Source organism: Kitasatospora sp. NBC_00458 (genome assembly GCF_036013975.1).
Classification (GTDB): domain Bacteria; phylum Actinomycetota; class Actinomycetes; order Streptomycetales; family Streptomycetaceae; genus Kitasatospora.
In genome coordinates, this window is record NZ_CP107904.1 from 2,381,063 (window position 1) to 2,402,520 (window position 21,458).

Here is a 21,458-nt window from a genome sequence, read left to right on the forward strand (position 1 = left end):
GGACGGGACCGGCGGATCCGCCCCATCCCGCCATCTCTTCAGACCGCCGCGCCCGATGCGCGGTGGGGACAAGGACACCACATGGGTTCCGCCTCCAAGCAGTCCAAGGCACCGTCGAACAAGCCGGGCGGCAAGCAGGCCAGCGCCGACCGCCGGGCCCGGATCGCCGAGCTGCGCGCCGCCGAGCAGCGCCGCGACCGCCGCAACAAGGTGCTCGCCGGGTCGATCGCCGGCGTGCTGGTGATCGCCGCGATAGCCACCGGCACGTGGATCGTGGTGGACGCCAACAAGGACAAGAAGGCCAAGGAGGTCGCCGCCAGCGCCCCGATCGACGGCGTGCAGACCTTCGGCGAGCTGACCCGCAACCACGTCAAGGAGAAGGTCACCTACGCGCAGACCCCGCCGGTCGGCGGCGACCACAACGCGATCTGGCTGGACTGCATGGGCACCGTCTACGACCAGCCGGTCGAGAACGAGCGCGCCGTCCACTCGCTGGAGCACGGCGCGGTCTGGGTGACCTACAACAGCAAGGCCACGCCGGAGGACGTCAAGGCCCTCTCGGACAAGGTGAAGGCCACCCCGTACTCGCTGATGAGCCCCTACCCGGACGAGCAGGGCACCATCACCCTGAACGCCTGGTCGACCCAGCTGGTCGTGGACAGCGCCTCCGACCCGCGGGTGGAGAAGTTCTTCACCAAGTACGTCCAGGGCAAGCAGACCCAGGAGCCCGGGGCCTCCTGCACCATGGGCGCGATGTGACCGCCCCCGGCACCACACCGGGCCTCACACCCGGCGGGGAGGACGCGGAGGAGGACGCCGCCCCGGCGGCCGCCCCGCGCAAGCGGCTCTGGTGGCCGGCTGCGCTGGCCGCCTCGCTCGCCCTCGCGCTCGGCGTGCCGGCCCTGGTGGCCGGCAGCACGTCGGCGTCCGGCTCCTCCTCGGTCTCCGCACCGGCGGACGACTCCCCGGAGGCCGGGTTCGCCCGCGACATGGCGACCCACCACCAGCAGGCGGTGGACCTGTCGTTCATCGTCCGCGACCGGACCTCGGACGAGCACACCCGCACGCTCGCCTTCGACATCATCAACACCCAGGCCAACCAGCGCGGCATGATGATGGGCTGGCTCGACCAGTGGGGGCTCCCGCAGCACTCGCCGGCCAAGCCGATGGCGTGGATGGGCATGAAGCACGGCTACGAGCCGCACGACGGCTCGCTGATGCCCGGCATGGCCACCAACACCCAGCTCACCAAGCTCCGTTCGCTGAACGGGCGGGACGCCGAGGTGCTCTTCCTGCAGCTGATGCTGGAGCACCACAAGGGCGGCGTGGAGATGGCCCAGGGCTACGTCGACGTGGCGAAGAACGAGACCGAGAAGCGGCTCGCCCAGTCGATGGTGGCGGGGCAGACGTCGGAGATCCAGCTGATGACCGACATGCTCGGGGAACGCGGCTCGGCCCCCGGCGTGCCCGCCTCCTGACCGACGGCACGGCCGGGGCGGCGGACGGGTGATCCCGTCCGCCGCCCCGGCCGTTTCCGTGCTCAGCGGCGCGCCGACGCCCGGTCCGCGGACGGGGCGGCGGCCGGAGTGGCGGACGGAGTGGTGGACGGAGTGGTGGCCACCGGCCGGTCCGGCGCCGGCCGGCCACCGAGCGGACGTTCCCGGACCGGCCGGGTGAGCACCACCGCGAGGCCGGCCACCGCGGCCAGGACGAGCAGCACCGACCGGCCGCCGAGCGCCGGTCCCGCCAGGTGGACGCCGAGCACCGGCAGCGCGGTGCCGAGCGCCGTACCGAGGCTGCGGGCCATGTTGACCATGCCGCCGCCGACCGCCGAGCACTCCGCCGGGATCGCCCGCATCACCAGCGCGTTGTTGGCGGGCAGCAGCACGCCCAGCCCCCAGCCGACGACCGCCAGGGGCACGGCGAGCAGCTTGGCGGGTGCACCGACCGCCGGGAGCAGCGCGCAGCACAGCAGGCCCGCCCCGGCGAGCCCGGCGCCGAACCGGCAGCGGGCCACGTCCGACCAGCCGCGCGGCAGCAGCGCGCCGCCGACCGTCGCGGCCACCGCGAACGCGGCCGGGAGCACGGTGATCACCAGGCCCGCCCGGGCGGTCGGCAGGCCGGACTCCGCGAGCAGTACCGGAGCCAGCACCAACGGGCAGAACAGCAGCAGGTACCCGATCAGCGAGACCCCGAGGCCGGGCCGGACGCCGGGGGTGTTGACCAGCCCGGGCGCGAGGATCGGCCGGGCGGCCCGCCGCTCCCGGCGGACCAGGCCGAGCGCGAGCAGGACGGCGGCGGCGGACAGCCCGGCCACCGCCCAGCCGGGCAGCGGCAGGCCGGAGGCGGCGGAGAGGGCGAGCAGCAGCGCGGTGGACGAGCCGGCGAGCAGCAGCAGACCGGGCAGGTCGAAGCGGCCGCCGTCGGCGTCGGGTCCGACCCCCCGGCGCGGGTGCGGGAGCCGGACGGCGGGCGCGGGCCCGGCCGCGGGCGCGGGACGGGCCGCGGGGAGGACGCCGGGGGCCGGGGCACCGGGGGCCGGGGCCTGAACGGGCGGGGCGCCGGTCCGGGTCCGGGGCAGCAGGAACCAGCCGGCCGCGATGCCGACCAGGCTGATCGGCACGTTGATCCAGAACACCCAGCGCCAGGAGGCGTGCTCGACCATGAGCCCGCCGAGGCCGGGTCCGAGCGCGAGTCCCAGTCCCTGGGCGGCGGCCTGGACGCCGAGCGCCCGCCGCATCGCGTGTCCTGGCACGCCGCGCGCGACCAGGGCGACGCTGTTGGCCTGCATCATCGCGCCGCCGACCGCCTGGACCGCCCGGCACGCGACCAGCGTCCCGAGTCCGCCGGCGAGTCCGGCGCCGAGTGAGGCGAGGCCGAAGACGGCGAACCCCCCGAGGTAGACGGTCTTGCGGCCGACCAGGTCGGAGAGGCGTCCGACCGGTGCGAGCAGTGCCACCAGGACGAGCAGGTAGGCGAGGGCGACCCACTCGACGGCGGCGAACCCGGCGTGGAAGTGGCGTTGGAGGTCGGGGTAGACGAGGGCGGTGACGCTGGCGGTCAGCTGACCGAGGAACGCGCCGAGGCAGACGGTGGCGACGGCGAGCCAGTGGGCGTACCGCCGGCGGGCTATGCCGCGCGGCCGGGGACGCTCGGTGAGCAGCCGGCCGGCGAGGGTGGACGCGGCGTTCATACGGCGAAATATATCGGATACAGATATGTTCTCTCTACGATCTGATCGGCATGCGATCTGACCACAGTTGACCAGGGACGATCGCTACCGACCGGCACCGACCGCCGCAGACCGCGTCCCGACCGTCCGGGACCGTCCGTACCAGGCGCTACGCTGTCCGCCATGCCGTCGTCACCACCCGTTCCCGAACCCGCCGCCGGACCGGCCGCCGCCGGCCACCAGGAGCCGGAGACCGCGGCGGTCGAACGCGCCCGGCGGCTCACCGACGTGGTCACCCGGCTCCGCCGCACCCTGCGCAGCAGCATCCGGACCGACTACCCCTGGGAGTCCCTGCCGATGGCGCAGGTCGAACTCCTCCAGACGCTTGCCGCCGCCCCGCTGCGCGTCGGCGAACTCGCCGCCCGCCAGCGGCTCGCCCCGAACACCGTCAGCGGCCTGGTCGGCAAGCTGCTGGAGGCCGGGTTCGTCGACCGCCAGGCCGACCCCGGCGACCGCCGCACCGCCCGGATCGCCCTCACCCCGGCCGGCCGGCGCCAGCTCGACGACTGGCAGCACGCCCACGAGCGCCGCATCGCCACCGCGCTCGACGCCCTCTCCCCCGACGACCGCGACGCCGTCATGCACGCCCTGCCCGCCCTGGAGAACCTCGCCCGGGCACTGGCCGAACCGGCCTCCTGAGCAGGACACCACCGGGAAACCCGGTCGCCGGCGCCCGCGCCGCCGACTACCGTCCGGACATGGATCCCGCACTGCTCCGACTCGAACCCTGGACCGACGCCGACCTCGGCCTGCTGCGCAGGATCAACACCCCGCGGATGCGCGCCCACGTCGGCGGCCCGGAGAGCGAGGAGCAGATGCTCGCCCGCCACCGCCGCTACCTGGACTTCGTCCCGTCCGGCACCGGCTGCATGTACCGCGTCGTCCTGGAGCCCGAGGGCGTGGACGTCGGCAGCGTCGGCTACGCCGAGCGCAGCTGGCAGGGCGCGACCGTCTACGAGATGGGCTGGAACGTCCTCCCGCCCCACCAGGGCCGGGGCATCGCCGCGGTCGCGGCCCGCGCCGCGGTGGACGCCGCCGCCCGCACGGCCCGCCACCCCTTCCTGCACGCCTTCCCGTCCGTCGGCCACCCCGCCTCCAACGCCGTCTGCCGCAGGGCAGGCTTCACCCTCGTCGGCGAGACCGACTTCGAGTTCCCGCCCGGCCGGTGGATGCGCAGCAACGACTGGCGGGTGGAGCTGGCCACGGCCGGCGGATGACGGTGCCGTCCCGCACGACCGGCGGCTCGATCCGGTCCGACCCGTGGACCCGGATCCACCCGAGGGCGCACCCTGCCCCGCCGTCGTGGCCCCCGCCTCCCGGCCCGGGCCGAGAGGCGGCCCGCCGAGCGGCGCGGCCGTCCTGACGGCCGGCGCCCCGCGCTCTCCCCGGCCGTCAGAACAGGGCGCCGCTCTCCAGGTCCAGCAGCCAGCGCTTGCGGTCCGTCCCCGCGGCGAAGCCGGTGAGGGCGCCGTTGGCCCCGAGGACCCGGTGGCAGGGGCGGACGATGAGCAGCGGGTTGGCACCGACCGCGCCGCCGACCGCGCGGACGGCCCGCGGGGACTCGCCGGCCAGAGCGGCGAGCTGGCCGTAGGTGACGGTCTCGCCGTACGGGATCCGGTCCAGGGCGGCCCAGATCCGGCGGCGGAACTCGGTGCCCACGGGGGCGAGCGGGAAGTCGAACCGGGTGCGCTCCCCGGCGAAGTACGCGGTCAGCTGGGCCACCGGCTCGGCCAGCGCGTCCGGGTCGTGCTCCCAGTCGTCGGCGGGCTCGGCGAGCGCGTACTTCTGGCCGGGGGCCGTGACGGTGGCCAGCGCGGCCGGACCGCCGTCCGCGGGCCGGACACCGCTGAGCATCAGCCGCCCGAACGGGCTCTCCATGAAGGTGAAGACGGTGGTGCCGGTACCGGTGGCGGTCATCTCGGTCGTGCTCCTCCCGGTGGCGGTCGCCTCGGTGCCGGTCGTCGCGGTGGCGATCGTCTCGGTGACGGTCTTCTCGGTGGTGCTCATCGTCAGGTGTTCTCCGTTCCAGTGCTGAGCTCGTCGGCCGGGCCCGCCCAGAGGCGGTGGAGTGCGTAGGAGCGCCAGGGGGCCCAGGCCTCGGCGGTCCGGGCGGCGGACTTCGGGTCGCCCGCGGCGCCGAGCCGGAGCAGTCCGTGCTTGACGCCGATGTCGGTCGGCAGGAAGACGTCGGGGTCGGCCAGGGCCCGCATCCGCAGGTAGCCGACGGTCCACGGGCCGATGCCGGGGAGCGCGAGCAGCCGCGCCGCCGTCTCCTCCCGGTCGACGCCGCCGTCGAGCCGGACGACGCCCTCGGCGAGGGCGGCGCAGAGGCCCGTGAGCGCCCGCCGCCGGGCGGCCGGCATCGCGAAGTCCTCGGGGTCGGCGACCGCGAGGGCGGCCGCGGTCGGGAAGAGCAGCCGCAGCCCGCCGCTGGGCTCCGGCAGCGCCCGGCCGTACTTCTCGGCGAGCCGGCCGGCCAGGGTCCGGGCCGCGGCGACGGTGACCTGCTGGCCGAGGACGGCCCGGACCGCCAGCTCGTGCCCGTCGACGTGACCGGGCGAGCGCAGCCCGGGGCGGGCCCGGACCAGCGGCCCCAGCAGCGGGTCGGCGCCGAGCTGGTCGTCGACCGCGAGCGGGTCGGCGTCCAGGTCGAACAGGATCCGCAGGCGCTGGACGGCGGTCGGCAGGTCCCGCAGGTCGGTGAGGAACAGCCGGCAGTCCAGCCAGCCGCGGGCACGCGGCTCCGCGGGGCCGAGGCCGTCCACCTCGGCGATGCCGTGGCCGTAGGGGAGCGCGAGGGTGCGGCGGTAGGTGCGGACGCCGGTCCGCGGGCCGGGCACGACCTCCTCGACACCGGGGACGGCGCGCAGGGCGAGGAATTCGATCAGGTGGTCGCTGTCGAGGGCGCCCCGGTAGGCGAGCCGCAGCGCGAGGCCGCCGGCCGGGGTGGCGGTCCGCCGGCCGGCGGTGACCTCGGCGCGCAGTCCGCTCGGGGTGCGGTCGTACACCTCGCGGACGGTGTCGTTGAACTGCCGCACCGAGGCGAAGCCGGACGCGAAGGCGATCTCGGTGACCGGCAGCTCGGTGGTCTGGAGCAGCAGCCGCGCGGTCTGGGCGCGGCGGGCCCGGGCCAGGGCGATCGGGCCGGCGCCGAGTTCGGCGGTGAGCTGGCGCTGGAGCTGGCGGGAGCTGTAGCCGAGGCGCTGGGCCAGGCCCGCGACGCCCTCGCGGTCCACGATGCCGTCGCCGATCAGCCGCATCGCCCGGCCGACCAGGTCGGCGCGGTGGTTCCACTCCGGCGAGCCGGGGACGGAGTCCGGGCGGCAGCGCCGGCAGGCCCGGAAGCCGGCGTTCTGGGCGGCGGCGGCACTCGGGTAGAAGGTGCAGTTGACGCGCTTGGGGGTCACGGCCGGGCAGCTCGGCCGGCAGTAGATGCCGGTCGAGGTGACAGCCGTGAAGAAGACGCCGTCGAAGCGGGCGTCCCGGCTGTCCACGGCCCGGTACCGGATGTCGTCGTCGATCACGCTGTCCAGTCTGCTGCACCGGACGGGTGTCGACTGGCGGAAATCGGACGCGACCGTCAGGACGCCGCAGGACCGACGGCGGAGCGGGCACGGGGACCGGTGGCAGGACGGGTGGCAGGACCGGTGGCGGGGTGACCGCGGGGCCGCCGCCGGGCGGGCGGAAAACCACGCGCCACCGGACGGCGGGGCGGCTACGCTGCGCACGATCCAGCCCCCGGCCCGCCCACGCCCCGAGGAGACCGCATGCCCGAGCAGCCCTACACCGGACCGGACGACCCGCGTATCACCGGCCTGCGGGTGGAGGAGTTCGCCTTCCCCGGTCCGCTCCGGGACGAGCTGGTCGCCGCGGTGCTCTCCGGTGCCAAGACCAGCACCACCGGGCTGCTCGCCGAGTACGAGCACGAGGGCGAGCCGCTGCCCCGGGCCGGCGCCCGGGGCGCGGTCGTCGACTCGGCCGGGCAGGTCGTCGCGGTGACCGAGACGACGGACGTCCGGGTCGTCCCGCTCGGCGAGGTCGGTCTGCAGCACGCCCTGGACGAGGGCGAGGGCTATACGACGGTCGCCGGGTGGCGGACCGCGCACGAGGGGTTCTGGCACGGTGCCGAGCTGCGCGCCGCCCTCGGCGACCCGGGCTTCACCGTGGACGACGCGACGCCGGTCGTGCTGGAGCGGTTCCGGCTGGTGGCCGACCTCCGCTGACGCCCGGACGGCGGTGGGGCAGGCGGGGTTGCCCGCCCGCCCCACCCCGCCCACCTCGCCCCGCCCCGCCGCAGGACCGGGCGTCAGCGCTTCACGGGACCTCCCACCGCGCGCATCGACTTCGTGACGGCCTTCCACTTCTTCAACCGGGCCGAGGCGAGCCGGGCGTCCGAACGGGAGGCGATCCACTCGCTCTCCCGCTGGAGCTTGCGGTAGCTCTCCAGCCGGCGCTCCGGCAGGCTGCCGGCCTCCAGCGCGGCGAGCACCGCGCAGCCGGGCTCGCCCTGGTGGTTGCAGTCGTGGAAGCGGCAGTCCTCGGCCAGCTCCTCGATGTCGGCGAAGGCCAGTGCCACGCCCTCGCCGCCGTAGAGGCCGACCTCGCGGAGGCCGGGCGTGTCGATCAGCACCCCGCCGCCGGGCAGCGGGACCAGCTCGCGCGTGGTGGTGGTGTGCCGGCCCTTCTGGTCGACGGCCCGGGCCTGCTGGACGGTCATCACGTCGGCCCCGGCGAGCACGTTGGTCAGGGTCGACTTGCCGACACCGGACTGTCCGATCACGGCGGTGGTGCCGGGCGTGCAGGCGCGCAGCACGTCCACCCCCTCGCCGGTCTCGGCGCTGACCACCAGCACGGTGACGCCGGGCGCCGCGGCCTCGACGTCGGCCCGGATGAAGTCGGCGTCGTCGACCAGGTCGGCCTTGGTGAGCACCACCAGCGGTTCGGCGCCGGACTCCCAGGCGAGGGCGAGGAAGCGCTCGATCCGGCCCAGGTCGGGCTCGGCGGCGAGCGAGGCGGCGATCACCACGGTGTCGACGTTGGCGGCCAGCACCTGGCCGTCGGACCGCTTGCCCGCCACCTTGCGGATGATCGCGGTGGAGCGCGGCAGCAGCGCCGCGACGGAGGCCATCGGCTGCGCCGCGAGGTCGACGGCGGCCCAGTCCCCGGTGCAGGGGCAGTTGATCATGTCGGCGTCGCCGACCTGCCGGGTGTCGGCCCGGACGGTGCGCAGCTCGCCGGTCCCGGGGTCGGTGAGGACGACGTCGCACTGGCCGCGGTCGACCCGGACGATCCGGGCGGGCGTCAGTCCGGCCTCGGCGAGCGGCGCGAACAGCTCGTCGAGCTCGGGCGTCCAGCCGTACCCGGCCGGCGGGGAGCCCGCGTCGGAGGGCGGCGGGGCCGGGAGGGAAGGGGTGGAGGAAGAAGAGGAAGAAGAGGAGGACGGAACGGAGGCAGCGTTGGACAACGCAGTGGGCCCTTCGGGAGGAAAGTGATCCCGCCGGGCTGCGGCTGTACGCGCGAGGGCTGTGTCAGCCGGCGGCCGGCAGGGAGAGGTGGATGCGGGCGCTGCCCAGGGCAGCCGTCGTGACAGTCGTGGCCACGGGACTCACCTCCTGCTTTCTCTCCTCGGACCGGCAACGGCACGGTCCGAACCGGACACCGGACACGCTAGCGGCCCCGCGCGGCGGTGCCAACCGATTTACCGGGCGCCTCCTCCCGGCGCCGGACGGTCCGGCCGGCGCCGCCGCGTGCGGTCACCCCGGCCGGACCGCAACCGCCGCGCACTGCGCACCGGTCACCCGGACGGCGGGCGCGCTCCCGGTCCGCCCGGCTACCGCCGCTGGTCCCACGGCGGGCGGGGCGGGTGGCCGGGGACGGGGTACGGCGGAGGCGGCGGGGCCACCGGGTACTCCGGGGGCGGGGCGACCGGCCGGTCGCTGTCCGGCGGGGGCGGGGCGGGGCGGTGGTGCGGGCCGCCGCCGCGCGCGGTGATCCGGCCCCGGACGTTCTCGGCGGCCATCACGTCGGCCCACCGCTCGGGGTACTCCGAGGGGACGTCGAGGTCCTCGCCCTCGTCCTCCCAGTGCTCCTCCTCGCCGCCCTCGGCGAGGCCCAGCTCGCGCGCCCGGCGGGCCCGCTCGACGGCGCGGCGGGCGGCCACCTCGCGGACCACGGCGGCGGCCGCCTCCTCGTGGGCGCGCTCGTTCTCGGCGCGGGCGTCGGCGGTCTCCAGGGTGGGCCAGCGGCGGTCTATGGCGGCGTTCATCGCGGCGCCGATGAGCACCGCGAGCGCCACCACGAAGATCCAGAGCAGCACCGCGACCGGCGCCGCGAGCGAGCCGTACACCGAGTGGCCCTCGATGGAGCTGACCAGGTAGAGGCGGAGCGCGACGCTGCAGAAGACCAGCACCACCAGGGCGACCAGGGCGCCAGGGATGTCCTCGCGCCAGGGCGTGGAGACCGGCACCGCGAGGTGGTAGAGGGTGGTCAGCGCGACGATCAGCAGCAGGATGGCGAACGGCCAGTAGGCGGCCTTGGCCAGTCCGGCGATGCCGGGGACGGCGTTCATCACCAGTCCGGGCCCGGCCATCAGCAGCGGCAGGACCAGTGAGCCGATCGCCAGCGCGCCGAGGTAGAGGCCGAGTGACATCAGGCGCGTCTTGACGATGCCCCGCTTGCCGTCGAGCCCGTACATCACGGTGATGGTGTCGATGAAGATGTAGAGCGCCCGGGAGCCGGACCAGAGCGACAGCAGGAAGCCGATCGAGATCAGGTCGGGCCTGGTCTCGCCGAAGACCTTGGCCAGCAGCGGCTGCACGACCTCCGTGATGGAGGAGTCGGACAGCACCGTCCCGGCGGCCTTGATGATGTCGGCCTTGAGGTTGTCGATGGTGCCGGCGCCGAGGAAGTCGTCGAGGTAGCCGAGGGTGCCGGCGAGGCAGAGCAGCAGCGGCGGGATGGAGAGGAGGGTGAAGAACGCCGCCTCCGCCGCGAGTCCGGTGACCCGGTACTCGACACAGGTGTTGGTGGTGTCCTTGACCAGGGCCCAGGCGGTGGTCCGCCAGGTGACCTGCCTGGCCGCCCGCCGGGAACCCTTGCCCCGACGACGGGAGGGCCGCTCGGGGTTCGGTCTGGTCGTTTCGCCTGCTGCTTGCACAGGGCTAACGGTATCGGGCCGTGACCGGTCCGCTGATCTGCCATGGCACGGAGCGTTCGTTCGAGCGGCCGTTCGAACCTCCCGACCCGCCCCGACGCCGCCCCCGGCACCCCGCCCTCGACCTCCGGCCCTCCCCCGCGGCCGTCCCCGGCGGCCGGCCGCCGGACACCCACCGGCCGTGCGGCGGCCGCCAGTCGGCGATCCGCCGGCCCCGTGCCGACCATCCGTCGGCGATCCGCCGCGGGGGCCGGATCCGGGGAGCGGCGGGAACGCTCGAACATCCCAGCATTCGAAACCTTCAGGTCCAGAATACGGACGTTAGTGGACCGCGAGTCGTGCTCCGTGCGAATCTCTTGCCATGCCGAGCGCCGGAACCACCCTAGTAGGTCGACTTCACGTCGATCTCCTTCGCGTGTCCAGCGCCATCTGTCCGGTGACCTGAGCCCTACCCCGCTGCCACCCACCGCACCCGGCGCCACCACTCCGCCGTCCCCGCCGACGCGGACCCGCAGGCGCCCGCCCGGTCACCGGTCACTGCTTCGCAGGCCTTGAGAACCCGCAGGTCACAGCAGCACCGAACCGCCGAGCACGCCCAGCGACCCACCCGGCGTCAGAGCCACCTGCCCCGAAGGACTTCACCATGGCCACCACTCCCGAGACCGCCGAGCCCACGGCCGCCGCCGCCCCCGCGCGCCGCCCCGCCGCGCCTCGCAAGGTGACCCGCCACCGCGGTGAGGGCCAGTGGGGCATGGGCCACTTCACCCCCCTGAACGCCAACGAGCAGTTCAAGAAGGACGACGACGGTCTCAACGTACGGACACGTATTGAGACGATCTACGCGCACCGGGGCTTCGACTCGATCGACCCGGCCGACCTCCGCGGCCGGATGCGCTGGTGGGGCCTCTACACCCAGCGCAAGGAGGGGATCGACGGCGGCAAGACCGCGATCCTCGACCCGCACGAGCTCGACGCCGAGTACTTCATGCTCCGCGTCCGCATCGACGGCGGCCGGCTGACCGTCGCCCAGCTCCGCGCCGTCGCCGAGGTCTCCCAGGAGTACGGCCGCAACACCGCCGACCTGACCGACCGGCAGAACGTCCAGTACCACTGGATCCGGATCGAGGACGTCCCCTCCATCTGGCAGAAGCTGGAGGCCGTCGGCCTCTCCACCACCGAGGCCTGCGGCGACACCCCGCGCGTCATCCTCGGCTCCCCGGTGGCCGGCATCGCCGAGGACGAGATCATCGACGGCACCCCCGCCATCGACGAGATCCAGCGCCGGTTCATCGGCAACAAGGACTTCTCCAACCTGCCACGCAAGTTCAAGTCCGCCGTCTCCGGCTCCCCGCTGCTGGACGTCGCACACGAGATCAACGACATCGCCTTCGTCGGCGTGGTCCACCCCGAGCACGGCCCCGGCTTCGACCTCTGGGTCGGCGGCGGGCTCTCCACCAACCCCAAGCTCGGCGTCCGGCTCGGCGCCTGGGTCCCGCTGGACGAGGTCGCCGACGTCTACGGCGGCGTCATCGGCATCTTCCGCGACTACGGCTACCGCCGGCTGCGCAACCGCGCCCGGCTGAAGTTCCTGGTCGCCGACTGGGGCGTGGAGAAGTTCCGCCGGGTGCTGGAGGAGGAGTACCTCAAGTACGAGCTCGTCGACGGTCCCGCACCGGCGGAGCCCAGCGGCCGCTGGCGCGACCACGTCGGCGTGCACCGGCAGAAGGACGGCCGCTACTACGTCGGCTTCGCGCCGCGCGTCGGCCGCGTCGACGGCAAGCTGCTCGGCCGGATCGCCGACCTCGCCGAGGCCCACGGCAGCGACCGGCTGCGCACCACCGCCGAGCAGAAGATGATCGTCCTCGACATCGCCGAGGACCGGGTCGAGTCGCTGGTGGCCGGCCTGGAGGCGCTGGACCTGCGGGTCACCCCCTCCCCGTTCCGCCGCGGCACCATGGCCTGCACCGGCATCGAGTACTGCAAGCTCGCCATCGTCGAGACCAAGGAGCGCGGCCGCACGCTCATCGACGAGCTGGAGAAGCGCCTCCCCGACTTCGAGGAGCCGCTCACCATCAACATCAACGGCTGCCCGAACGCCTGCGCCCGCATCCAGGTCGCCGACATCGGCCTCAAGGGCCAGCTGGTGACGGACGAGCAGGGCAACCAGGTCGAGGGCTACCAGGTGCACCTGGGCGGCGCGCTCGGGCTGGAGGCCGGGTTCGGCCGCAAGGTCCGCGGCCTCAAGGTCACCAAGGAGGGCCTGCCCGACTACGTCGAGCGCGTCCTGACCCGCTACCAGGCCGACCGCGCCGAGGGCGAGCGGTTCGCGCAGTGGGCGGCCCGCGCCGGCGAGGAGCAGCTCTCGTGAGCGAGCGTGCGGCACCCTTCTTCTGCCCCTACTGCGGCGACGAGGACCTGCGGCCCTCCGAGGCCGGGCACGGCGCCTGGGAGTGCCACGGCTGCCGCCGGGCCTTCCAGCTGAAGTTCCTCGGCCTGCTCTCCCCGGCCAACGGGGGCCAGGCCGACGCGACCCGGACCGGCGGGGGGAGCGCACCGCATGACCACCACGACCGCTGACGACCACGGGGCACTGGCCGAGAAGGCCGGCCGGGAGCTGGAGGAGGCCACCCCGCAGGAGATCCTGCGCTGGGCGGCCGACACCTTCGGCAAGCGGTTCTGCGTCACCTCCTCGATGGAGGACGCCGTCGTCGCCCACCTCGCCTCGTCGGTCCTCCCCGGCGTGGACGTGGTCTTCCTGGACACCGGCTACCACTTCCCGGAGACCATCGGCACCCGGGACGCGGTGGCGGCGGTGATGCCGGTCAACGTCATCACGCTCACCCCGAAGCTGACCGTGGCCGAGCAGGACGCCGAGTACGGGCCGCGCCTGCACGACCGCGACCCGGACCTGTGCTGCTCGCTGCGGAAGGTCGAGCCGCTCAACCGCGGCCTGGGCGGCTACGACGCCTGGGCCACCGGGCTGCGCCGCGACGAGTCGCCGAGCAGGGCCGGCACCCCGGTGGTCTCCTGGGACGCCAGACGCCGCAAGGTCAAGATCGCCCCGATCGCCCGCTGGACCCAGGACGACGTGGACGCCTACGTGAACGCCAACGGCGTGCTGCTCAACCCGCTGCTGTGGGAGGGCTACACCTCGATCGGCTGTTCGCCGCTCTCCTGCACCCGCAAGCCGGGCGAAGGCGAGGACGCCCGCTCCGGCCGCTGGTCCGGGACCGGCAAGACCGAGTGCGGCATCCACCTCTGAGCCGTCTAGGGGCTTCCCTGGGGGCTTCCGCAGGGCCGCCCCGCAGCACATGATCGATCGTCACACCCCATCCCGTCTGGAGAAGTCACCGTGAGCACAGTCCACACCCCGGCCGCCGACGGAGCCGCAGAGGCGGCCCGTGCGGCCGCCATCTGCGAGCGCGGCGCCACGGTGTGGCTGACCGGGCTGCCGAGCGCCGGCAAGACCACGCTCGCCTTCGCCCTGGCCGAGCGGCTGCGCGCCGAGGGCCACCGGGTCGAGGTCCTGGACGGCGACGAGATCCGCGAGTTCCTCTCCAAGGGCCTCGGCTTCACCCGCGAGGACCGGCACACCAACGTCACCCGGATCGGCTTCGTCGCCGAGAAGCTCGCCGCCAACGGCGTCAAGGTGCTCGCCCCGGTGATCGCCCCCTTCGCCGACTCCCGCGCCGCGGTCCGCGAGCGGCACGCCGCGAACGGCACCGCGTTCCTGGAGATCCACGTCGCCACCCCGGTCGAGCTCTGCGCCGAGCGCGACGTCAAGGGGCTGTACGCCAAGCAGGCCGCCGGGGAGATCTCGGGCCTGACAGGGGTAGACGACCCGTACGAGGCACCGGAACATCCGGAGCTGCGGCTGCAGACCCAGGGCCGCGCGGTGGCCGAGTCCGCCGCCGAGCTTCACGCCTTCCTGACCGAGAGGGGCCTCGCATGACCACCGCGACCGACAGCCCGCTCCGCACCGACGACTCCCCCTTCGCGCTGTCCCACCTGGACGCGCTGGAGGCCGAGTCGGTGCACATCTTCCGCGAGGTCGCGGGGGAGTTCGAGCGCCCGGTGATCCTCTTCTCGGGCGGCAAGGACTCCATCGTCATGCTGCACCTGGCGCTCAAGGCCTTCTGGCCGGCCGCCGTGCCGTTCTCGCTGCTGCACGTCGACACCGGGCACAACTTCCCCGAGGTCATCGCCTACCGCGACCGCGTGGTGGCCGAGCACAACCTGCGCCTGCACGTCGCCCACGTCCAGGACTTCATCGACGACGGCCGGCTGCGCGAGCGCCCCGACGGCACCCGCAACCCGCTGCAGACCGTCCCGCTGCTGGACGCCATCGAGACGGGCCGCTTCGACGCCGTCTTCGGCGGCGGCCGCCGCGACGAGGAGAAGGCCCGCGCCAAGGAGCGGGTCTTCTCGCTGCGCGACGAGTTCGGCGCCTGGGACCCGCGCCGCCAGCGCCCCGAGCTGTGGTCGCTCTACAACGGCCGGCACGCGGTCGGCGAGCACGTCCGCGTCTTCCCGCTCTCCAACTGGACCGAGCTGGACGTCTGGCAGTACATCGAGCGCGAGGGCATCGAGCTCCCGGAGATCTACTACGCCCACGAGCGCGACGTCTTCGCCCGCAACGGCATGTGGCTGACCGCCGGCGAGTGGGGCGGCCCCAAGGAGAACGAGCCGGTCCAGCGGCGGCTGATCCGCTACCGCACGGTCGGCGACATGTCCTGCACGGGCGCCGTCGACTCCGAGGCCACCGACATCCAGGCCGTCATCGCCGAGATCGCCGCCAGCCGCCTCACCGAGCGGGGCGCCACCCGCGCCGACGACAAGCTCTCCGAGGCCGCGATGGAAGACCGCAAGCGCGAGGGATACTTCTAATGAGCACCACCCAGACCGGCACGACCCAGACCGGCACCGCCACCTCCCTGCTGCGCTTCGCCACCGCCGGCTCCGTCGACGACGGCAAGTCCACCCTCGTCGGCCGGCTGCTGCACGACTCGAAGTCCGTGCTCGCCGACCAGCTGGAGGCCGTCGAGCACGCCTCCCGCAACCGCGGCCAGGAGGCGCCCGACCTCGCGCTGCTCACCGACGGCCTGCGCGCCGAGCGCGAGCAGGGCATCACCATCGACGTCGCCTACCGCTACTTCGCCACCCCCCGGCGGCGGTTCATCCTCGCCGACACCCCGGGCCACGTGCAGTACACCCGGAACATGGTGACCGGCGCCTCCACCGCGGAGCTCGCCGTCGTCCTGGTCGACGCCCGCAACGGCGTCGTCGAGCAGACCCGCCGGCACGCCGCCGTCGCCGCGCTGCTGCGCGTGCCGCACGTCGTGCTGGCCGTCAACAAGATGGACCTGGTCGACTACGCCGAGCCCGTCTTCGCGCGGATCGCCGAGGAGTTCACCGCCTACGCCGCCTCGCTCGGCGTCAAGGACGTGGTGGCCGTCCCGATCTCCGCCCTCGCCGGGGACAACGTCGTCGAACCCTCCGCCCACATGGACTGGTACGGCGGCCCGACCCTGCTGGAGCACCTGGAGACCGTCCCGGTCGGCAGCGACCCGAGCGTCGAGCCGGCCCGGTTCCCCGTCCAGTACGTGATCCGCCCGCAGACCGACGAGCACCCCGACTACCGCGGCTACGCCGGGCAGCTGGCCTCCGGCGTGCTGCGGGTCGGCGACCCGGTGACCGTGCTGCCCTCCGGCCACACCACCACCGTCGCCGGCATCGACGCGCTCGGCCGGGAGACCGACATCGCCTGGGCCCCCCAGTCGGTGACCGTCCGCCTCGCCGACGACATCGACGTCTCGCGCGGCGACCTGATCTCGGCCGGCCCGGCCCCCGTCCCCACCAAGGACATCGAGGCCACCGTCAGCCACCTCAGCGAACGCCCCCTGCGCGCCGGCGACAAGGTGCTGCTCAAGCACACCACCCGCACCGTCCGCGCGCTGGTGAAGGAGGTCTCCTACCGGATCGACATCACCGCGCCGATCCGCGACGGGAAGCTCGGCCAGGGCTCCGGCGCCGAGGGGCTGAACGTCAACGACATCGGCCACGTGGTGCTCCGCACCGCCGAGCCGCTGGCCCTCGACGGCTACTCCGACAACCGCCGGACCGGATCGTTCCTGCTGATCGACCCGGCCGACGGCACCACCCTCACCGCCGGCATGGCGGGCGAGGCGTTCGACACCGTACGCAGCACCGACGCACCCGCATCCCAAGAGGAGGACTGGGTCTGATGCCCAGCGAGGCGTTCTCGGGCATGGACAAGGAAGGCGGCCGCATCGGCAGCGGCGTCCTCGGCAGCGGCCAGGGCGGCCTGACGCGATGTGCGGGCCGACAGGGCTGACCCCAGCCCTGTCACCGGGCCGGCCGCTGTCCCGCCCCACAGCCGCGACAGCCGTGCCGACCCGGCTTGCCCGGCATCACCGATGCCGCACAAGCGCAACCCGACCGATGTCCGCCCCGAGGCCGTCCCCTGACGGTCCGTCCGCGCGAAGGACTTCCACCATGGCACCGAACCAGACTCTCCCGCACGGCCCGAATCCGCATACCCCGGCACGCCCCGCCGCCGGCCGGATCAGACGCTCCGCCGCGGCCGCCATAGCCGGCCTGACCGCCGTGGCACTGCTCTCCGCCTGCGGCTACGGTTCGAAGAGCGACGACGACAAGCCCAAGAACCCGGCCCCGGCCGCGGGTTCCGCCTCCGGCAGCGCCGCGAAGCTGTCCGCCGACACGGTGAAGATCGGCTACTTCGCCAACCTCACCCACGGCACCCCGCTGGTCGGCCTCCAGGAGGGCATCCTCCAGAAGGAGCTGGGCGCCACCCAGATCAAGACCCAGGTCTTCAACGCGGGCCCGGCCGAGATCGAGGCGCTGAACGCCGGCTCCATCGACATCGGCTGGATCGGCCCCTCCCCGGCGATCAACGGCTACACCAAGTCCGAGGGCAAGTCGCTGAAGATCATCGGCGGTTCGGCCTCCGGCGGCGTCAAGCTGGTGGTCAACCCCGACAAGATCGCCACCCTGGACGACCTCAAGGGCAAGAAGATCGCCACCCCGCAGCTGGGCAACACCCAGGACGTGGCGCTCCTCAACTACCTGGCCGGCAAGGGCTACAAGGTCGACGCGCAGTCCGGCGCCGGCGACGTCAGCGTGGTCCGCTCGGACAACAAGGTCACCCCGGACGCCTACAAGCAGGGCTCGATCGACGGCGCCTGGGTGCCCGAGCCGACCGCGTCCAAGCTGGTCACCCTCGGCGCGAAGGTCCTGCTCAACGAGAAGGACATCTGGCCGAACAAGCAGTTCGTCATCACCAACATCATCGTCTCGCAGAAGTTCCTGGCCGAGCACGCCGACGTGGTCGAGGCCGTCCTGCGCGGCTCCGTGACCACCAACGCCTTCATCAAGGCGAACCCGGACAAGGCCAAGGCCATCGCCAACGAGGCCATCAAGAAGGAAGCCGGCAACGCCCTGGAGCCGGCCATCCTCGACCCGGCCTGGGCCGACATCGAGTTCCTGGACGACCCGCTGGCCTCCACCCTGCAGACCGAGGCCGACAACGCGGTGACCGCCGGCCTGCTCAAGAAGCCCAACCTGGCCGGGATCTACGACCTCACTCCGCTCAACAAGGTGCTCAAGGAGAAGGGGCAGAGCCCCGTGGCGGACGCCGGACTCGGCACCAAGTAACACCGCCCCGCGGTACCCCCGTGGGCGCGCCCGCGGCGCGCCCACGGCGCCCAAGCCCCGCGGTCCGGAACCCCGCCCGCCCGGTCGATGCCCGCTCGATGCCCCGAGTACGGCCCCGGGCGGGGCCCGGACCCCGGCTCCCTCCGTCACCATCCCTCCCGTCCGCCGGCGGACGGGAGGGGCCCGAGACCACACCACGCAGGAGGTGTCCGGATGACTCCGGCACTGACCACCTCGGACGACGCCGTCGGCGTCGGCACCCGCGACGGCGCACCGGCCGTCCGGATCTCGCACGTGCACAAGTCCTTCGGCCGTCCCGGCGCGCAGACGCACGTCCTGGACGACATCACCCTCGACGTCGCGCCGGGCGAGTTCGTCACGCTGCTCGGCGCCTCGGGCTGCGGCAAGTCCACCCTGCTCAACCTGGTCGCCGGTCTCGACGCGCCCACCGCGGGCACCATCGAGGTTCCCGGGGGACGCCCCGCGCTGATGTTCCAGGAACACGCGCTCTTCCCCTGGCTCACGGCCGGCCGGAACATCGAACTCGCCCTCAAGCTCGCCGGCGTCCCCCGGGCCGAGCGCCGGGCCGAGGCCGAGCGGCTGCTCGAACTCGTCCGCCTCCAGGGCTCCCACGGCAAGCGCGTGCACGAGCTCTCCGGCGGCATGCGCCAGCGCGTCGCGCTCGCCCGCGCGCTCGCCCAGGGCGGCTCCCTGCTGCTCATGGACGAGCCGTTCGCCGCCCTCGACGCCATCACCCGCGACGTCCTGCACGACGAGATCACCCGGATCTGGGCCGAGCGCAAGCTCTCGATCCTCTTCGTCACCCACAACGTGCGGGAGGCCGTCCGGCTCGCCCAGCGCGTGGTCCTGCTCTCCTCCCGCCCCGGCCGGGTCGCCCGCGAGTGGCGGATCGACCTGCCGCAGCCCCGCCGGATCGAGTCCTCCGGCGTCGCCGACCTGTCCATCGAGATCACCGAAGAACTGCGTGGGGAGATCCGCCGCCATGGCCAGCACTGACACCACGCCGATCCTGGACAAGGCCCCGGGCGGCGACACCGCCGACGTGGGCGCCGGCCTCGACGCGCTCGACGCCGTCAGCACCCAGCGCAACTCCCTCGCGGACACCCTGCGGCAGAAGGCGCTGCCGCCCCTGCTCGGCGTGCTCCTGGTACTCGCCCTCTGGCAGGGCGCCTACAGCCTCGAACTGACCAGCTCCTACAAGCTGCCCAGCCCCGCCGACGTCGCACGGGCCGCCCAGGACCTGTGGTCCGCCGGCACGCTGTTCTCGATCATCTGGACCAGCGTCTGGCGCGGCCTCTCCGGCTTCGTCGTCGCCGTCGCCATCGGCACCCCGATCGGCCTGGTCGTCGCCCGGGTCAAGCCCGTCCGGGCCGCCCTCGGACCGGTCCTCTCCGGCCTCCAGTCGCTGCCCTCCGTCGCCTGGGTCCCGGCCGCCGTCATCTGGCTCGGCATCAACGACTCGATGATGTACGCCGTCATCCTGCTCGGTGCCGTCCCCTCCATAGCCAACGGCCTGGTGGCCGGCATCGACCAGGTGCCGCCGCTGTTCCTGCGGGCCGGCCGCACCCTCGGTGCCACCGGCCTCAACGGCGCCCGCCACATCCTGCTCCCCGCCGCGCTGCCCGGCTACCTGGCCGGCCTCAAGCAGGGCTGGGCGTTCTCCTGGCGCTCGCTGATGGCCGCCGAGCTCGTCGCCTCCTCCCCCGACCTGGGCCTCGGCCTCGGCCGGTACCTGGAGAACCAGCGCGAGTTCTCCGACATGGCCGGCGTCCTGCTCGGCATCATCCTCATCCTGTTCGTCGGCATCGCCATCGAACTGCTCGTCTTCACCCCGGTCGAGCGCCGGGTCCTGCGCAACCGCGGCCTGCTGGCCGCCGTCAAGTAAGGCCGCTCCGCATGGACGAAGGCCGGCTGTCCGCCGCCCCCGCCACCCCGGTGGCGGCGGGCAGCCCCGCCCTGCTGCTGATCGCCCACGGCAGCCGCGACGCCCGGCACGCCGCCACCGTCGCCGACCTGGTCGCCCGGGTCCGCGCGCTGCGCCCCGGCCTCGACGTCGCCACCGCGTACCTCGACCACTGCGCGCCGCGGATCCCGCAGGTGGTCTCCCGGCTGGGCTCCGCCGCGGTGGCCGTGCCGCTGCTCCTCAACCGGGCCTTCCACGCCAAGAACGACATCCCCGCCGCCCTGCGCGCGGCCGGCGCCACGCTGCCGACGGCCGATGTCCTCGGCCCGTCCCCGCTGCTGCTGGCCGCCCTCGACCGCCGCCTCGCGGAGGCCGGTCCCGAGCTCGCCTCCGCGGCCGTCCGGGCCCGCACGGGTGTCGTCCTGGCCGCCGCCGGCTCCTCCGACCCGGCCGCCGACGCCGCGACGCGAGCCGTCGCCGCGCAATGGCGCCGCACCCGCGGCTGGGCCGCCGTCGAGGTCGCCTACGCCTCGGCCGAGGGCCCCCGCGTCCCCGACGCCCTCGCCGCGCTGCGCCGCGCCGGCGTCCGGCGGACCGCCGTCGCCCCCTACCTGCTCGCCCCCGGCCGGCTCCCCGACCGCATCGCCGGGGCCGCCGCCGACGCCGGAGCCGACCTCCTCGCCGAGGTCCTCGGCGCCGCCCCCGAGATCGCCCGCCTCCTGCTCACCCGCTACGACGCGGCCCTGACGGAACTCCGCACCGCCCCGGCCCTGACCGCCTGATTGCGGAGCCCCCGGCCTCGCCGGGGGCTCCGCAATCAGGAGTGGTCCAGGTTGCTGTGCTCGCCGAGCTCCGGAGCGTACCCGGCCACGGTCCGGTAGTCGGCGTCGTCGTGCAGAACGGTGAGCCCGTGGTGCGCCGCCGTCGCCGCGATCACGAGGTCGACGGCCGAGGCGCTGCGATGCCGACCGCCGAGGGCCGTCCGCCGCCGCACGGTGTCGATCCAGCACCCGGCATTCTTGGCGCCTCCGTCGTATCGATGGTGGTTCTGTACATTCGACTACACGCCACCAACATCGCACCGGGGGCGGGACCTGTCGCGCCGGGCCCCCGTGAACCCGGCGCGACGGGTCAGTCGGCGGTCCCGAGGTGGACGGTGACCAGGCCCGCGGTGATCAGGGCGAGACCGGCGAGGGCCACCGGGGACGGCGTCTCGTGGCGCAGCACCACTCCGGTCAGAACGGCGCCGACGGTGCCGATGCCGGTGAACACGGCGTACGAGGTGCCGACCGGGAGGTCCTGGAGGGCGCGCGAGAGCAGGTAGACCGCGCCGCACATCAGGACGAGGCAGAGCAGGGTCTGCGGGAGCCGGGTGAACCCGTCGGTGGGCTTGATGGACTGCGCCCAGGCGATCTCCACCGCTCCCGCCAGCAGCAGCCAGATCCACGGCACGG

General features: G+C 74.0%; 23 protein-coding genes. 16 read left to right on the forward strand and 7 right to left on the reverse strand.

Features of this window, described 5'->3' with window-relative positions; all coding sequences use genetic code 11:
• Positions 1-81: 81 nt before the first annotated feature.
• Together OG550_RS09190 and OG550_RS09195 are read left to right on the forward strand one after the other, a co-directional pair.
• Positions 82-759, forward strand: a complete 678-nt coding sequence (locus tag OG550_RS09190) for a DUF3105 domain-containing protein (RefSeq protein WP_327676192.1) — start codon at positions 82-84, stop codon at positions 757-759.
• Entirely contained in the window at positions 756-1,478 is a 723-nt protein-coding gene (locus OG550_RS09195; RefSeq protein WP_442905964.1) for a DUF305 domain-containing protein, read from the forward strand. The genes OG550_RS09190 and OG550_RS09195 overlap by 4 nt, the downstream gene beginning before the upstream one ends.
• 62 nt (positions 1,479-1,540) lie before the next feature.
• On the opposite strand, the gene OG550_RS09200 is transcribed toward OG550_RS09195, so the two are convergent.
• Positions 1,541-3,193: an MFS transporter gene (locus OG550_RS09200; protein WP_327676193.1), complete on the reverse strand. Its 1,653-nt coding sequence runs from the start codon at positions 3,191-3,193 to the stop codon at positions 1,541-1,543.
• Positions 3,194-3,355: 162 nt separating this feature from the next.
• On the opposite strand from OG550_RS09200, the gene OG550_RS09205 reads away from it, so the two are divergent.
• Both OG550_RS09205 and OG550_RS09210 read left to right on the forward strand, forming a co-directional pair.
• The gene (locus OG550_RS09205; RefSeq protein ID WP_327676194.1) at positions 3,356-3,871 is read left to right on the forward strand and encodes a MarR family winged helix-turn-helix transcriptional regulator; all 516 of its coding nucleotides are present in this window, start codon (positions 3,356-3,358) and stop codon (positions 3,869-3,871) included.
• Positions 3,872-3,930: 59 nt separating this feature from the next.
• On the forward strand, positions 3,931-4,449 hold the full coding sequence (locus tag OG550_RS09210; RefSeq protein ID WP_327676195.1) for a GNAT family N-acetyltransferase: 519 nt from the start codon (positions 3,931-3,933) through the stop codon (positions 4,447-4,449).
• Positions 4,450-4,624: 175 nt separating this feature from the next.
• Here the strand turns inward: OG550_RS09210 and OG550_RS09215 are convergent, their stop codons facing one another.
• Positions 4,625-5,149, reverse strand: a complete 525-nt coding sequence (locus OG550_RS09215; protein WP_327683759.1) for a methylated-DNA--[protein]-cysteine S-methyltransferase — start codon at positions 5,147-5,149, stop codon at positions 4,625-4,627.
• A 92-nt stretch (positions 5,150-5,241) separates the two neighbouring features.
• Positions 5,242-6,756, reverse strand: coding sequence for a DNA-3-methyladenine glycosylase 2 family protein (locus tag OG550_RS09220; protein WP_327676196.1), 1,515 nt, complete (start codon positions 6,754-6,756; stop codon positions 5,242-5,244).
• Positions 6,757-6,999: 243 nt separating this feature from the next.
• Here OG550_RS09220 and OG550_RS09225 point away from each other — a divergent pair, with 243 nt between their 5' ends.
• Positions 7,000-7,455: an ASCH domain-containing protein gene (locus OG550_RS09225; RefSeq protein WP_327676197.1), complete on the forward strand. Its 456-nt coding sequence runs from the start codon at positions 7,000-7,002 to the stop codon at positions 7,453-7,455.
• Positions 7,456-7,538: 83 nt separating this feature from the next.
• Here the strand turns inward: OG550_RS09225 and rsgA are convergent, their stop codons facing one another.
• Together rsgA and OG550_RS09235 are read right to left on the reverse strand one after the other, a co-directional pair.
• On the reverse strand, positions 7,539-8,696 hold the full coding sequence (gene rsgA, locus OG550_RS09230; RefSeq protein WP_327676198.1) for a ribosome small subunit-dependent GTPase A: 1,158 nt from the start codon (positions 8,694-8,696) through the stop codon (positions 7,539-7,541).
• Positions 8,697-9,062: 366 nt separating this feature from the next.
• On the reverse strand, positions 9,063-10,388 hold the full coding sequence (locus OG550_RS09235; RefSeq protein WP_327676199.1) for a YihY/virulence factor BrkB family protein: 1,326 nt from the start codon (positions 10,386-10,388) through the stop codon (positions 9,063-9,065).
• Positions 10,389-10,746: 358 nt separating this feature from the next.
• On the opposite strand from OG550_RS09235, the gene OG550_RS09240 reads away from it, so the two are divergent.
• The 11 genes from OG550_RS09240 to OG550_RS09290 all read left to right on the forward strand — a co-directional run bounded on the left by OG550_RS09240 (position 10,747) and on the right by OG550_RS09290 (position 20,786).
• Positions 10,747-10,830 carry a putative leader peptide gene (locus OG550_RS09240; protein ID WP_310593185.1) on the forward strand — a complete coding sequence of 28 codons (84 nt, stop codon included), beginning with the start codon at positions 10,747-10,749 and terminating at the stop codon, positions 10,828-10,830.
• 198 nt (positions 10,831-11,028) lie between these two features.
• The gene (locus OG550_RS09245) at positions 11,029-12,753 is read left to right on the forward strand and encodes a nitrite/sulfite reductase (protein WP_327676200.1); all 1,725 of its coding nucleotides are present in this window, start codon (positions 11,029-11,031) and stop codon (positions 12,751-12,753) included.
• Positions 12,750-12,962: a hypothetical protein gene (locus OG550_RS09250; RefSeq protein ID WP_327676201.1), complete on the forward strand. Its 213-nt coding sequence runs from the start codon at positions 12,750-12,752 to the stop codon at positions 12,960-12,962. Before OG550_RS09245 ends, OG550_RS09250 begins: the two co-directional genes overlap by 4 nt.
• Positions 12,943-13,647, forward strand: coding sequence for a phosphoadenylyl-sulfate reductase (locus tag OG550_RS09255; protein ID WP_327676202.1), 705 nt, complete (start codon positions 12,943-12,945; stop codon positions 13,645-13,647). The genes OG550_RS09250 and OG550_RS09255 overlap by 20 nt, the downstream gene beginning before the upstream one ends.
• Before the next feature lie 90 nt (positions 13,648-13,737).
• On the forward strand, positions 13,738-14,337 hold the full coding sequence (gene cysC / locus OG550_RS09260; protein WP_327676203.1) for an adenylyl-sulfate kinase: 600 nt from the start codon (positions 13,738-13,740) through the stop codon (positions 14,335-14,337).
• The gene (gene cysD, locus OG550_RS09265) at positions 14,334-15,272 is read left to right on the forward strand and encodes a sulfate adenylyltransferase subunit CysD (RefSeq protein WP_327676204.1); all 939 of its coding nucleotides are present in this window, start codon (positions 14,334-14,336) and stop codon (positions 15,270-15,272) included. The genes cysC and cysD overlap by 4 nt, the downstream gene beginning before the upstream one ends.
• Positions 15,272-16,630, forward strand: coding sequence for a sulfate adenylyltransferase subunit 1 (locus OG550_RS09270; RefSeq protein ID WP_327676205.1), 1,359 nt, complete (start codon positions 15,272-15,274; stop codon positions 16,628-16,630). Before cysD ends, OG550_RS09270 begins: the two co-directional genes overlap by 1 nt.
• A 271-nt stretch (positions 16,631-16,901) precedes the next feature.
• On the forward strand, positions 16,902-18,080 hold the full coding sequence (locus OG550_RS09275; RefSeq protein WP_327676206.1) for an aliphatic sulfonate ABC transporter substrate-binding protein: 1,179 nt from the start codon (positions 16,902-16,904) through the stop codon (positions 18,078-18,080).
• A 213-nt stretch (positions 18,081-18,293) separates the two neighbouring features.
• The gene (locus tag OG550_RS09280; protein WP_327676207.1) at positions 18,294-19,097 is read left to right on the forward strand and encodes an ABC transporter ATP-binding protein; all 804 of its coding nucleotides are present in this window, start codon (positions 18,294-18,296) and stop codon (positions 19,095-19,097) included.
• On the forward strand, positions 19,084-19,986 hold the full coding sequence (locus OG550_RS09285) for an ABC transporter permease (protein ID WP_327676208.1): 903 nt from the start codon (positions 19,084-19,086) through the stop codon (positions 19,984-19,986). The genes OG550_RS09280 and OG550_RS09285 overlap by 14 nt, the downstream gene beginning before the upstream one ends.
• 11 nt (positions 19,987-19,997) lie before the next feature.
• Positions 19,998-20,786, forward strand: coding sequence for a sirohydrochlorin chelatase (locus tag OG550_RS09290; RefSeq protein ID WP_327676209.1), 789 nt, complete (start codon positions 19,998-20,000; stop codon positions 20,784-20,786).
• Between the two features lie 35 nt (positions 20,787-20,821).
• Here the strand turns inward: OG550_RS09290 and OG550_RS09295 are convergent, their stop codons facing one another.
• The gene (locus OG550_RS09295) at positions 20,822-20,998 is read right to left on the reverse strand and encodes a PIN domain-containing protein (protein WP_327676210.1); all 177 of its coding nucleotides are present in this window, start codon (positions 20,996-20,998) and stop codon (positions 20,822-20,824) included.
• Between the two features lie 137 nt (positions 20,999-21,135).
• Complete coding sequence (locus OG550_RS09300) at positions 21,136-21,456, reverse strand: DMT family transporter (protein ID WP_327676211.1); 321 nt, start codon at positions 21,454-21,456, stop codon at positions 21,136-21,138.
• Positions 21,457-21,458 lie beyond the last annotated feature (2 nt).